A 12,067-nucleotide genomic window follows, 5' to 3' on the forward strand; every position below is an offset into this window, starting at 1 on the left:
TCAAGATTCAAAATTCAAAGGGGCGGTACCCGAGTTCCTTTGAATTTTGAATCTTGAATTTTGAATTGCCCTCAAATCAGCTCAAAGCCAGACACCAACGCCGCCGCACGTCGCGCAGCAGCACGAACAGCCAGGGCCACAGGATCATGCTGCTTACCAGGGGCGCCCAGTACAGCCAGGTGCCCGGTGCGCGGCCGGTCATGCCCAGGATCCAGAGCACCAGCAGCAGGTGCAGGGCCAGCAGGCCGCCCACGGTCAGTGCCTGCTGCCAGAGGGGGAACACCCGCACCCGCTGATGCATGCGGATGCTCAGGTAGGCGATCAGGGCGAAGCCCAGGGCATGCTGGCCCAGCAGGGCACCGGTGGCGGCATCCAGCAGCAGGCCCAGGAACCAGCCCAGGCCGACGCCGATGCGCCGGGGCAGGGCCATGCTCCAGTAGATCAGGGTCATGGCCAGCCACTGGGGACGCCAGGGGGCGGCCCAGTCGGGCAGGGGCACGACGGTGAGCGCCAGCGCCACGATGAAGGTCAGCGGGATGGCCCAGACCCAGCCGCGGGGATTGCTCATGGGCGATCCTCCGGGGCTGATTCCGCGGCGGGCGCCTCTGCCCCGATCTCAGCGGGGCGCTCCGTGGCGTTGCCGTTGACCGGGCGCAGCAGCAGTACCTCCCGTGAGCGGTCCAGGCGGGCCAGCGGGCGGGCCTCCACCCGTGCGAAGGACTCGCCGGGGATGCGTTCGACCCGGGTGACCTGGGCCACCGGGTAGTCCGCCGGGAAGCGCCCGCCCAGGCCCGAGGTGCTGATGATGTCGCCGGGCTCGAGATCCTCGGCGGGCGGGATGTAGCGCAGTTCCAGCAGCTGGGGGTTGCCGGTGCCCACGGCCAGGGTGCGCAGCCCGGTGCGGTTGACCAGCACCGGCAGGGCGTGGCTCGGGTCCGAGATCAGCAGCACGATGCTGTGCAGGGGGTGGCTCTCCAGCACCTGCCCCACCACTCCCTGGGCGTTGATCAGGGGCTGGCCCGGGTAGGCGCCGTGCACCCGCCCGCGGTTGATCACCAGCTGCTGGCGGAAGGGGTCCAGGTCCACGGCCATGATCTCGGCCGCCATCAGCGGGTCGCGCAGCCGTACGGAGGTGTCCAGCAGCTCGCGCAGCCGGGCGTTTTCCTCCTCCAGGGCCTCGAAGCGCAGCATCAGTGCGTTGAGGTGCAGCTGTTCCTCCCGCAGGCGGCGGTTGTCCTCCACCAGGGTCTGGTGACTGCGCAGCTGTTCCAGCACCCAGGCCCCCGCCTGCACCGGCAGGTTCACGCCGGCCTGCACCGGATAGACCAGCATGGCGACGGCGGAGCGGAACTCCTGGAGGTGCTGATGACGGTGGTCGGCCCACATCAGGCCGATGGAAAACAGGGCGAGCAGCGCGAGACGCACCGCCGGGGAGGGGCCCAGGTTGAACAGCGGTTTCTTGATGGCTGATCTCCCCGGTCAGGAGGTGTGGGGTTGACGAGCGGCGTTATTCGACGGCCAGGAAGTCCGCCCCGTGCTCATCCATCATCTCCAGCACCCGGCCGCCGCCCCGGGCCACGCAGGTGAGCGGGTCGTCGGCGATGACCACCGGGATGCCGGTCTCTTCCATGAGCAGGCGGTCCAGGTCGCGCAGCAGGGCGCCGCCGCCGGTGAGCACGATGCCGCGCTCGGCCACGTCCGCGCCCAGTTCCGGCGGGGTCTGTTCCAGGGCCGTGCGCACCGCGCTGACGATGCCGTGCAGGGGCTCCTGCAGGGATTCCAGGATCTCGTTGCTGTTCAGGGTGAAGCTGCGCGGCACGCCCTCGGCCAGGTTGCGGCCCTTGACCTCGATCTCCAGCAGCTCCTTGCCGGGATAGGCGGATCCGATCTCGTGCTTGATGCGCTCGGCGGTGGCCTCACCAATCAGGATGCCGTAGTTGCGGCGCACGTAGGCGGTGATGGCCTCGTCGAACTTGTCGCCACCGATGCGTACGGAGGAAGAGTAGACGATGCCGTTCAGGGACATGACGGCCACCTCGGAGGTGCCGCCGCCGATGTCCAGCACCATGGAACCGCGCGCCTCGTCCACCGGGATGCCGGCGCCGATGGCGGCCGCCATGGGTTCCTCGATGAGATAGACCTTGCGTGCGCCGGCGCCGGCCGCGGATTCACGGATGGCGCGGCGTTCCACCTGGGTGGCGCCGCAGGGCACGCACACCAGCACCCGGGGGCTGGGGCGGAAGAATCGGTGCTGGTGCACGGTCTTGATGAAGTGCTGCAGCATCTTCTCGGTGGTGGTGAAGTCGGCGATCACGCCGTCCTTCATGGGACGGATGGCGGTGATGTTCTCCGGCGTGCGCCCGAGCATCTTCTTGGCCGCCGTGCCCACCGCCTCGATGCTGCGCGGGCCGCCCGGGCCGCGGTCCTGCCGGATGGCCACCACCGACGGCTCGTTGAGCACGATGCCCTTGCCCCGCATGTAGATCAGGGTGTTGGCGGTGCCAAGATCGATGGAGAGGTCGTTGGACAGGAAGCCTAAAGCGCGGTTGAACATGAGATTTCTTATGTAGCCCGGGGCAATGGAAGCCGCTACTCTAGCAACGGGGTGGGCTTTGGGCAAGGCGAGCTTTGTGCTACTTTTACCGGCTTCACAGAACCCGCCCGCTATCTGTCCGGAGCCCTGCATGTCCCTGTCCCATGACGATGTGCGCAAGATCGCCCACCTGGCCCGCCTCGCCGTAAGCGACGCGGACGTGGAGGCCTACGCCAGGAGTCTTTCCAGCATCCTGGATTTCGTGGAGCAGATGGAGGCGGTCAAGACCGACCACGTGGCCCCCATGGCCCATCCCCAGGACACCGCTCAGCGGCTGCGCGACGACGCGGTCAGCGAGGCCGATCAGCGGGAGCGCTTCCAGTCCATCGCGCCCGCCGTGGAGGCCGGTCTGTACCTGGTGCCCAAGGTCATCGAATGACCTGAGGGCGGACAGGCGGCGGGGGCGATGAGCGCCCCCGCGCACCCCATTCCCTTGCCCTGGTTCCCATCATGCACGAGAAAACCATCGCAGAACTCTCCGCCGCCCTGACCAAGGGCGAGTGCTCGAGCGTCGAACTCACCGAACACTTCCTCAAGCGCATCGAGGCGCTGGACGGTGGTCTGAACAGCTTTGTCACCGTCACCGCCGAGCAGGCGCTGGCCCAGGCGAAGGCGGCCGACGACCGCCGCGCCAGGGGAGAGGCGGGTCCGCTCACCGGCGTGCCCATGGCCCAGAAGGACATCTTCTGCACCGACGGCGTGCGCACCACCTGCGGCTCGAAGATGCTGGACAACTTCATCGCCCCCTACGACGCCACGGTGGTGGAGCGCTTCAAGGCCGAGGGCTGCCCCATGCTGGGCAAGACCAACATGGACGAGTTCGCCATGGGCTCCTCCAACGAGACCAGTTTCCACGGCCCGGTGAAGAATCCCTGGGACACGGCGCGGGTGCCCGGGGGTTCCTCCGGCGGTTCCGCCGCCGCCGTGGCCGCGCGGCTCACGCCGTCCGCCACCGGCACCGACACCGGCGGCTCCATCCGTCAGCCCGCGGCCCTGTGTGGCATCACCGGGCTCAAGCCCACCTACGGCCGCGTCTCCCGCTGGGGCATGATCGCGTTTGCCTCGAGCCTCGACCAGGGCGGCCCCATGGCCGCCACCGCCGAGGATTGCGCGCTGCTCGCCAACGTCATGAGCGGTTTCGATCCCAGGGATTCCACCAGCATCGAGCGTCCCGCCGAGGACTTCACCGCGCGCCTGAACGAGCCGCTCAAGGGCCTGCGCATCGGTTTGCCCCGTGAGTTCTTCGGCGAGGGCCTGGATGCCGGTGTGGCCAAGGCTGTGGATGAAGCCATCGAGCAGTACAAGCAGCTCGGCGCCGAGGTAAAGGAAGTTGGCCTGCCCAACTCGGGTCTCTCCGTACCCGCCTACTACGTGGTGGCCCCGGCGGAGTGCTCCTCCAATCTGGCCCGTTTCGACGGCGTGCGTTACGGCTACCGCTGCGAGAACCCGAAAGACCTGATGGACCTCTACACCCGCTCCCGGGGTGAGGGCTTCGGTGCCGAGGTCAAGCGCCGCATCATGGTGGGCACCTACGCGCTCTCTGCCGGCTACTTCGACGCCTACTACCTCAAAGCTCAGAAGATCCGACGCCTGATCGCCGACGACTTCGCCAGGGCCTTCGAGGAAGTGGACGTGATCCTCGGACCCACCTCGCCGAGCACCGCGTTCCGGCTTGGCGAGAAGACCGACGACCCGGTCACCATGTACCTCTCGGACATCTACACCATCGCCGTGAACCTGGCCGGACTGCCCGGCATGTCCATCCCCGCAGGCTTCAGCGATGGCCTGCCCGTGGGCCTGCAATTGATCGGCAACTATTTCGACGAGGCGCGCCTGCTGGGGGTGGCCCATCAGTATCAATCAGTCACGGACTGGCATCGAAGAATCCCGAAGGGATTCGAGTAATGACAACCAAAGAGACAAGATACAAGATGCAAGAGGCAAGAAACGGCCTGTCTTTCACTTGTATCTTGTCTCTAGCCACTTGTATCTAGGGCTTTCATATGGAATGGGAAACAGTCATCGGGCTCGAGGTTCACGCCCAGCTCGCCACCAAGAGCAAGATCTTCTCCGGCGCGTCCACCGCCTACGGCGCGGCGCCCAACAGCCAGGCCTGCGCCATCGACCTGGGCCTGCCCGGCGTGCTGCCGGTGCTCAACCGCGAGGCGGTGCGCATGGCGGTGAAGTTCGGTCTGGCCATCGGCGCGGAGATCTCGCCGCGCTCGGTGTTCGCGCGCAAGAACTACTTCTATCCCGATCTCCCCAAGGGTTACCAGATCTCCCAGTACGAACTCCCCGTGGTGGGTCTCGGCAAGCTCGAGATCGAGCTGGAGGACGGCGAGACCAAGGTGATCGGCATCACCCGGGCGCACCTGGAAGAGGACGCGGGCAAGAGCCTGCACGAGGACTTCCACGGCATGAGCGGCATTGATCTCAACCGCGCCGGCACGCCGCTGCTGGAGATCGTCTCCGAGCCGGACATGCGCTCCGCCAAGGAGGCGGTGGCCTATCTGAAGAAGCTGCACGCCCTGGTGCGCTACCTGGAGATCTGCGACGGCAACATGCAGGAAGGCTCCTTCCGCTGTGATGCCAACGTCTCCGTGCGCCGCAAGGGCACCGAGAAATTCGGCACCCGCGCCGAGATCAAGAACATCAACTCCTTCCGCTTCGTGGAGCGCGCCATCAACTACGAGGTGGAGCGCCAGATCGACATCCTGGAGGGTGGTGGCGCCGTGGTGCAGGAGACGCGTCTCTATGATCCCGACAAGGGCGAGACCCGCTCCATGCGCTCCAAGGAAGAGGCCAACGACTACCGCTACTTCCCTGACCCGGACCTGCTGCCCCTGGAGATCGACGCCAGCTTCATCGAGGGTGTGCGCGGTACCCTGCCGGAACTGCCCGACGAGAAGAAGCACCGCTTCATGACCCACTACGGCCTGTCCGCCTACGACGCCGGCGTGCTCACCGCGAGTCGCGAGATGGGCGACTACTACGAAGCCGTGGTCAAGGCCTGCGGTGGCCACGCGAAGCTGGCCGCCAACTGGGTGATGGGTGAACTCTCCGCCGCGCTCAACAAGGACAACAGGGAGATCACCGAGAGTCCGGTGTCCGCAGCGGCCCTGGGTCAGATGCTCGAGCGCATCGAGGACAACACCATCTCCGGCAAGATCGCGAAAGATGTCTTCGAGGCCATGTGGAACGGCGAGGGCAGCGCCGACGCGGTGATCGAGAAGAAGGGTCTCAAGCAGATCACCGACACCGGCGCCATCGAGGCCATCATCGACAAGGTCATGGCCGACAACCCCGGCCAGCTGGAACAGTACCGCTCCGGCAAGGACAAGCTGTTCGGCTTCTTCGTCGGTCAGGTGATGAAGGCAACGGGCGGCAAGGCGAACCCGGGGCAAGTGAACGATCTGTTGAAGAAGAAGCTTCAGTAGAACAGTCTCAAGTCGCAAGTCTCAAGTGGCAAGGAACGTCAAAGGCACTGCCCCGGTTTTCCTTGTCACTTGAGACTTGCCACTAGCCACTGCCATGACAGATACCCTCAACCGCTTCATCCTTGAGACCACCAACGTGCGTGGCGAGTGGGTGCACCTGGACGCCACCTGGCAGGCGCTGCTGGAGCGCTACGCGTATCCGCCGGTGGTGCGCGATCTGCTGGGCCAGGCCCTGGCGGCGGTGGCCCTGCTGTCCGCCACCATCAAGTTCGACGGCTCTCTGATCCTGCAGGTGACCGGCAGCGGGCCGGTGAATCTCCTGGTGGTGCAGGCCAGCGGACATGGCACGGTGCGCGGTCTGGCGCGCTGGCAGTCGGAGGTCCCGGCGGGAGACCTGGCCGCGCAGTTCGGCGACGGGCGCATGGTCATGACCATCGATCCGGGTCAGGGCCGGGAGCGTTACCAGGGCATCGTGCCCCTGGAGGGGGCCAGCCTTTCCGCCGCGCTGGAGGGCTACTTCACCCGTTCGGAACAGTTGCCCACCCGCCTGTGGCTGGCCGCCGATGGCCAGCGCGCGGCGGGCCTGCTGCTGCAGGCCCTGCCGGGCGAAGACCGGGACCCCGACGCCTTCCATCGTGCCGTCACCCTGGCCGACACCCTCAAGGACCAGGAGCTGCTGGAACTGCCGGTGCAGACCCTGCTGCATCGTCTCTACCACGAGGAGGACGTGCGCCTGCTGGACGGCAGTCCGGTAAGTTTCCGTTGCGGGTGCTCACGGGAACGGGTGGGTGAGATGCTGCGCAACCTGGGCCGGCCCGAGGTGGACAGCATCCTGGAAGACGAAGGCCGTGTGGAAGTGAACTGCGAGTTCTGCAACGCCGGCTACCGCTTCGACGCGGTGGACGTGGAACAACTGTTCACCGAGGGCGAGCCGCCGCCGGGGAGTCGTACGCGACACTAAATGGTGGTGATTGAACGCAGAGAGCGCAGAGGCGCAGAGAACGCAGAGGTCATGGAAAAAAACGGGCGTTCGCCCGTTTTTTGTTTGAAGTGCTTCTTTGCGATCTCCGCGTCTTTGCGTCCTCTGCGTTAATTGCCGGGCTAGCCGCACACCGGACACGACGGATCCTTGCGCAGTTTCATGCTGCGCCATTCCATGGTCATGGCGTCCATGACCAGCAGGCGGCCGCGCAGGGTGGGCAGGCCGATGATGTGTTTGAGGGCCTCGGTGGCCTGCAGCGAGCCCATGACGCCGGGCAGGCTGGCGAGCACGCCGGTCTGGCTGCAGCGTTCGGCCAGTTCCTCACCGTCCTTGTACAGGCAACGATAGCAGGGGCTGTCCGGCTCGGCGGGGTCGAACACCGTCAGCTGGCCCTCGAAGCGGATCACCGCCGCGGAGATCAGCGGTTTGCGGTGCCGCACGCAGGCGGCGTTGACGGCGAAGCGGGTGGTGAAGTTGTCGGTGCAGTCCAGCACGATGCTGGCATCGCGCACCGCCACGTCCAGGGCTTCGCCCTCCATGGCCGCCTGCACGGTGTTCACCTTCACCTCCGGGTTCACAGCGGCCAGCTTCTCGGCGGCGGAGACCACCTTGGGGCGGCCGATGTCGGCGGTGCGGTGGATGATCTGGCGCTGCAGGTTGGACAGTTCCACGATGTCCGCGTCGGCGATGGTCAGGGTGCCGACGCCGGCGGCGGCCAGGTACAAAGCCACCGGTGCCCCCAGACCGCCCGCGCCGATGATCAGCGCGTGGGCGTCCATGATCCGCTGCTGCCCGGCCACCTCCACCTGGGGCAGCATGATCTGCCGGCTGTAGCGCAAAAGCTGGTCGTCGTTCATGAACAAAAGATACCAGAAAGGCGAGATTCAAAATTCAAAATTCAAAGGCGAGGCACCCCAGATTCAGTGGGTTCCCCTTTGAATTTTGAACCTTGAATTTTGAATTGACTTACAGGTACTCCCGCCAGTGCCGCGGCCGGTGGTCGCGGCAGCCGTGCTCGTGCTGGCGGTAGTGATTGATGAAGATCTTGCGGGCGCAGTTGCCGAAGCACTGGCTGGGGATGCCCAGGTTGGCGCGGATGGTGTCCTCGGAGTAGTTGTACAGGGCGCGTTTGATCTTGATCACCAGGCTGTTGTCCAGGTGAAAGCCCATCTCCGTGAGGGCGGATTCCAGTTCCGAGTAGGTGACCTGGCGCAGGTCATAGGTGACCACCAGGCGGTTGGGGCCCAGCACGCGCACCTCCTGGACCGCGTCGGTGTCGGACAGCAGCAGGCACGCGGCGCGCGCCTGGTCGTTGTCCCGGTGGGGTCCGCGAAACGCCAGTTCCCGGTGGCGGATGAATTCTTCGTCCGAGTCCATGACCTCGATAGTAGCTGGGAACAGGGATTAATCAAGGTTGAAGGTAGGGGAATTGGGAAGGGTGAATTGGGAAGTGCGAAGTGAAAGGCCTTTATTCCTACTTCCCAATTCACCCTTCCCACTTCCCTTGGGTGACCCGCTCATTCCCGCCCAGGTCCCGCCAGGTCTGTACCTCCGAGAAACCCGCAGTGCGCAACAGGGCGCGTACCGCCTCGCCCTGGTCGTAGCCGTGCTCCAGCAGCAGGTGGCCGCCGGGGTGCAGGTGGGTGGGGGCGGCTTTGATGATCCGGCGCAGGTCGTCCAGGCCGTCGGGGCCCGAGGCCAGGGCCGTGGGGGGCTCGAAACGCAGGTCACCCCGGGCCAGGTGCGGGTCGGCCTCGGCCACGTAGGGTGGGTTGGAGACCACCAGGTGGAAGCGCTCGCCGGCGAGCGGTGCCCACCATTCGCCCTGGACGAAGCGCAGGTTGGCAAGGCCGTGGTCCCGGGCATTGGCCTCGGCCACCGCCAGGGCGCCGGGGCTCTTGTCCGTGGCGACCACCCGGCAGGCGGGGCGCTCACTGGCCAGGGCCAGGGCGATGGCGCCGCTGCCGGTGCCCAGATCCGCCAGGTCCCAGGCGGCGTCCGTCGGGATCAGGCCAAGCGCCGTTTCCACCAGCAGTTCCGTTTCGGGCCGGGGTATCAGGACCTCGGGACCGACAGCGAGATCCAGGGTCCAGAAGCCGCGCCGGCGGGTGAGGTAGGCCACCGGTTCGCCGGCCTGGCGCCGGGCCCACAGGGCGCGATAGCGGGCCACCGGTTCCGGGGGGAGGGGGTCGGTGTCGTGACTCATCAGCCAGGCGCGGTCCCGGCCCAGGACATGGCCGAGGAGGATCTCCGCCTCCCGGCGCGACTCCCCGGCAGGGGCTTCGGAAAGCAGGGCGCGAACCGTGGGCATGGAAATTCCAGTTCAAAATTCAAGATTCAAAATTCAAAGGGATGGCAGGTTTTCCCTTTGAATTTTGAATTTTGAATATTGAATTTTGAATTGTCCTCACTCATCCGCCAGCGCCGCCAGTTTCTCGGCCTGGTGTTCGTTGATGAGCGGCTCGATCACCGGGTCCAGGTCGCCGGCCATGACCGCGTCCAGCTTGTACAGGGTCAGGTTGATGCGGTGGTCGGTGATCCGTCCCTGGGGGAAGTTGTAGGTGCGGATGCGCTCGGAGCGGTCGCCGCTGCCCACCAGGCTCTTGCGGGTGGCGCTCTGCTCCGCCTGCTGGCGGGCCTGTTCCGCCTCGAACAGCTTGGCCGCCAGCAGGCTCATGGCGCGGGCGCGGTTCTTGTGCTGGGAACGTTCGTCCTGGCACTCCACCACGATGCCCGTGGGCAGGTGGGTGAGGCGGATGGCGGAGTCGGTCTTGTTCACGTGCTGGCCGCCGGCGCCGCTGGCCCGGTAGGTGTCCACGCGCAGGTCCGCCGGGTTGATCTCCGGGGCCTCCACCTCGTCCGGTTCGGGCATCACCGCCACCGTGGCCGCCGAGGTATGGATACGGCCCTGGGACTCGGTCGCGGGCACCCGCTGCACCCGGTGGGCGCCGGACTCGAACTTGAGCCGCGAGTAGGCCCCCGCGCCGATCAGTCGGGCGATGACCTCCTTGTAGCCGCCGTGCTCGCCCTCGCTCTGGGACAGGATCTCCACCTGCCAACCCTGGTTCTCGGCGTAGCGGCTGTACATGCGGAACAGGTCGCCGGCGAAGATCGCCGCCTCGTCGCCGCCGGTGCCGGCGCGGATCTCCAGGAACAGGTTGCTGTGGTCGTGGGGGTCCTTGGGGATCAGCAGTTTCTGCAGTTCCAGCTCCAGGGTCTCCAGGCGCTCCGCGGCGGTGGCTGCCTCGTCCTCGGCCATGGCGCGCAGGTCCGGGTCCGGATCCTTCTGCATCTCCCGGGCGGCGGTGAGGTCCGCCTGTGCACCCTCGTAGCGGCGGAAGGCCTCCACCACCGGTTCCAGCTGGCTGTATTCCATGGACAGGCGCCGGAAGCGGGCGTTGTCGGAGATGACCTCCGGCTCGGAGAGCAGGCCCGCGAGTTCCTGGAAGCGTTCGGAGACGCCCTCCAGACGGTGAAGGAGGGAGGGCTTCACGCCTTGTCGTCCGGGGTCCTGGACGGGGCCTCGGGGAGATTGAACAGGCTGTGGGCGGCGTCCAGCAGTTCCTGGCGCCCGTCCCGGGCGGCCTGGTTGATGCCGGTGCAGGGGTCGTGCAGCAGCTTGTTGGTGAGGGTGTGGGCCAGGTACTGCAGGGCCTCCTCCGGGGACTTGCCCTGGGCGGCCATGTGCAGGGCCTTGTCCAGCACTTCCTGCTGGATGTGTTCGGCCTTTTCCCGGAAGGCGCGGATGGTGCCCACGGCGTCCTGGGCGCGCAGCCAGCCCATGAAGTCCAGCACCTGGGTCTCGATGATCTCCTCGGCCTGGTGGGCCGCCTCGCGGCGGGATTCCAGGTTCTCCTGGATCACCTCTTCCAGGTCATCCACGGTGTACAGGTACACGTCGTCGAGCCTGCCCACTTCCGGTTCGATGTCCCGGGGCACGGCGATGTCCACCATGAACATGGGCTTGTGCTTGCGGGCCTTGAGCGCCCGCTCCACGGCGCCCTTGCCCAGGATGGGCAGGGGCGCGGCGGTGGAGGAGATCACGATGTCCGCCTCCGCCAGGCGCAGGGGGATGTCCGTGAGGGTGATGGCCTCGCCGCCGAACTGCACGGCCAGGCTGCGGGCCCGCTCCAGGGTGCGGTTGGCCACGATCACCTTGCCGATCTGGTTGCTGGACAGGTGCCGGGCGGCCAGTTCGATGGTCTCGCCGGCACCGATCACCAGGGCGGTCAGCGGGCGCAGGTCGCCGAAGATCTGCTTGGCTAGGCTCACGGCGGCGAAGGCCACGGACACGGCGCTGGCGCCGATGGCCGTGGAGGTGCGCACGTTCTTGGCCACCGAGAAGGCGTGCTGGAACAGCCGCCCCAGGTGCCGGCCCAGGGTGCCGGCATCGCTGGCGCTCTGGTAGGCCAGCTTCATCTGGCCCAGGATCTGGGGTTCGCCCAGCACCAGGGAATCCAGGCCGCAGGCCACCCGCAGGGTATGGCGCACCGCGTCCGCTTCCTGGTGGTGATAGAGGTAGGGCTGCAGGTCCCGGGGGTCGAAGTGGTGGTAGTCCCCCAGCCAGTGCACCACCCGCTGGTCGTCCAGGGCCGGGGCCTGGTGGAAATAGATCTCGGTGCGGTTGCAGGTGGACAGGATCGCCGCCTCGTCCACGCCCGCCTCGCGCAGGCGCAACAGGGCCTCCCCGACCCGATCCGGGGGGAAGACCACCCGCTCCCGGATACCGACCGGGGCGGTTTTGTGATTGATGCCGACAGTAAACAGCATGGCGTGCAGATGGCTGAGCAACGGCAAATTCTGCGCCATGGCGCCGGTGCTGACAAGCGCGCAGGCCAGTCAAACCGTTGAGCGCCCGCAGGAAATCACGGGTTTCAATGCCCGTCTGCGTGCCGGCAGGGGAACGTCTGGGATCTCGTGGCGACTAAAGCAGGGTGGCGCGTGGTTGCGGCGCGATGACGTCAGCCGCCCTGAACGCGCACGCCGGGTGCCGGCCGCGGATGATCGCGGGTCGGCAAAGGGTTTATAGTGATCACCTGCGGTGCACGGAAGCCG

The 12,067-nt window shown here is 66.6% G+C and carries 12 protein-coding genes; 4 read left to right on the forward strand and 8 right to left on the reverse strand.

Annotation, left to right across the window (positions count from 1 at the left end):
* Positions 1-76 precede the first annotated feature (76 nt).
* The 3 genes from mreD to TGR7_RS02540 all read right to left on the reverse strand — a co-directional run bounded on the left by mreD (position 77) and on the right by TGR7_RS02540 (position 2,554).
* Complete coding sequence (mreD, locus tag TGR7_RS02530) at positions 77-568, reverse strand: rod shape-determining protein MreD (RefSeq protein WP_012637097.1); 492 nt, start codon at positions 566-568, stop codon at positions 77-79.
* The gene (gene mreC, locus TGR7_RS02535; RefSeq protein ID WP_012637098.1) at positions 565-1,425 is read right to left on the reverse strand and encodes a rod shape-determining protein MreC; all 861 of its coding nucleotides are present in this window, start codon (positions 1,423-1,425) and stop codon (positions 565-567) included. The genes mreD and mreC overlap by 4 nt, the downstream gene beginning before the upstream one ends.
* A gap of 82 nt (positions 1,426-1,507) precedes the next feature.
* Complete coding sequence (locus tag TGR7_RS02540; protein WP_012637099.1) at positions 1,508-2,554, reverse strand: rod shape-determining protein; 1,047 nt, start codon at positions 2,552-2,554, stop codon at positions 1,508-1,510.
* Positions 2,555-2,684: 130 nt separating this feature from the next.
* Between TGR7_RS02540 and gatC the strand changes: the two genes are divergently transcribed.
* The 4 genes from gatC to hslO all read left to right on the forward strand — a co-directional run bounded on the left by gatC (position 2,685) and on the right by hslO (position 6,991).
* Positions 2,685-2,972 carry an Asp-tRNA(Asn)/Glu-tRNA(Gln) amidotransferase subunit GatC gene (gene gatC / locus TGR7_RS02545; protein WP_012637100.1) on the forward strand — a complete coding sequence of 96 codons (288 nt, stop codon included), beginning with the start codon at positions 2,685-2,687 and terminating at the stop codon, positions 2,970-2,972.
* Between the two features lie 71 nt (positions 2,973-3,043).
* The gene (gene gatA / locus TGR7_RS02550; RefSeq protein WP_012637101.1) at positions 3,044-4,498 is read left to right on the forward strand and encodes an Asp-tRNA(Asn)/Glu-tRNA(Gln) amidotransferase subunit GatA; all 1,455 of its coding nucleotides are present in this window, start codon (positions 3,044-3,046) and stop codon (positions 4,496-4,498) included.
* A gap of 98 nt (positions 4,499-4,596) precedes the next feature.
* Positions 4,597-6,030: an Asp-tRNA(Asn)/Glu-tRNA(Gln) amidotransferase subunit GatB gene (gatB, locus tag TGR7_RS02555; RefSeq protein WP_012637102.1), complete on the forward strand. Its 1,434-nt coding sequence runs from the start codon at positions 4,597-4,599 to the stop codon at positions 6,028-6,030.
* A 94-nt stretch (positions 6,031-6,124) separates the two neighbouring features.
* Positions 6,125-6,991, forward strand: coding sequence for an Hsp33 family molecular chaperone HslO (gene hslO, locus TGR7_RS02560; protein WP_012637103.1), 867 nt, complete (start codon positions 6,125-6,127; stop codon positions 6,989-6,991).
* 140 nt (positions 6,992-7,131) lie between these two features.
* On the opposite strand, the gene TGR7_RS02565 is transcribed toward hslO, so the two are convergent.
* From TGR7_RS02565 to hemA, 5 genes are all read right to left on the reverse strand, one after another.
* Positions 7,132-7,869 (reverse strand): HesA/MoeB/ThiF family protein, encoded by a 738-nt coding sequence (locus TGR7_RS02565; RefSeq protein WP_012637104.1) that lies wholly within the window; start codon positions 7,867-7,869, stop codon positions 7,132-7,134.
* A 109-nt stretch (positions 7,870-7,978) separates the two neighbouring features.
* The gene (locus tag TGR7_RS02570) at positions 7,979-8,389 is read right to left on the reverse strand and encodes a hypothetical protein (RefSeq protein WP_012637105.1); all 411 of its coding nucleotides are present in this window, start codon (positions 8,387-8,389) and stop codon (positions 7,979-7,981) included.
* A 109-nt stretch (positions 8,390-8,498) separates the two neighbouring features.
* Positions 8,499-9,323 (reverse strand): peptide chain release factor N(5)-glutamine methyltransferase, encoded by an 825-nt coding sequence (gene prmC / locus TGR7_RS02575; RefSeq protein ID WP_012637106.1) that lies wholly within the window; start codon positions 9,321-9,323, stop codon positions 8,499-8,501.
* Positions 9,324-9,419: 96 nt separating this feature from the next.
* Complete coding sequence (gene prfA, locus TGR7_RS02580; RefSeq protein WP_012637107.1) at positions 9,420-10,505, reverse strand: peptide chain release factor 1; 1,086 nt, start codon at positions 10,503-10,505, stop codon at positions 9,420-9,422.
* Entirely contained in the window at positions 10,502-11,782 is a 1,281-nt protein-coding gene (gene hemA / locus TGR7_RS02585) for a glutamyl-tRNA reductase (RefSeq protein WP_041442371.1), read from the reverse strand. The genes prfA and hemA overlap by 4 nt, the downstream gene beginning before the upstream one ends.
* Positions 11,783-12,067: the final 285 nt, after the last annotated feature.

This window comes from Thioalkalivibrio sulfidiphilus HL-EbGr7, from assembly GCF_000021985.1.
GTDB lineage: Bacteria > Pseudomonadota > Gammaproteobacteria > Ectothiorhodospirales > Ectothiorhodospiraceae > Thioalkalivibrio_A > Thioalkalivibrio_A sulfidiphilus.

What these genes read in the sequence shown, in the direction of transcription:
- gatC (WP_012637100.1), top strand. Translation starts at nt 2,685, where the DNA reads ATGTCCCTGTCCCATGACGATGTGCGCAAGATCGCCCACCTGGCCCGC.
- TGR7_RS02570 (WP_012637105.1), bottom strand. Translation starts at nt 8,389, where the DNA reads ATGGACTCGGACGAAGAATTCATCCGCCACCGGGAACTGGCGTTTCGC.
- prmC (WP_012637106.1), bottom strand. Translation starts at nt 9,323, where the DNA reads ATGCCCACGGTTCGCGCCCTGCTTTCCGAAGCCCCTGCCGGGGAGTCG.
- hemA (WP_041442371.1), bottom strand. Translation starts at nt 11,782, where the DNA reads ATGCTGTTTACTGTCGGCATCAATCACAAAACCGCCCCGGTCGGTATC.
- mreD (WP_012637097.1), bottom strand. Translation starts at nt 568, where the DNA reads ATGAGCAATCCCCGCGGCTGGGTCTGGGCCATCCCGCTGACCTTCATC.
- TGR7_RS02540 (WP_012637099.1), bottom strand. Translation starts at nt 2,554, where the DNA reads ATGTTCAACCGCGCTTTAGGCTTCCTGTCCAACGACCTCTCCATCGAT.
- hslO (WP_012637103.1), top strand. Translation starts at nt 6,125, where the DNA reads ATGACAGATACCCTCAACCGCTTCATCCTTGAGACCACCAACGTGCGT.
- gatB (WP_012637102.1), top strand. Translation starts at nt 4,597, where the DNA reads ATGGAATGGGAAACAGTCATCGGGCTCGAGGTTCACGCCCAGCTCGCC.
- TGR7_RS02565 (WP_012637104.1), bottom strand. Translation starts at nt 7,869, where the DNA reads ATGAACGACGACCAGCTTTTGCGCTACAGCCGGCAGATCATGCTGCCC.
- gatA (WP_012637101.1), top strand. Translation starts at nt 3,044, where the DNA reads ATGCACGAGAAAACCATCGCAGAACTCTCCGCCGCCCTGACCAAGGGC.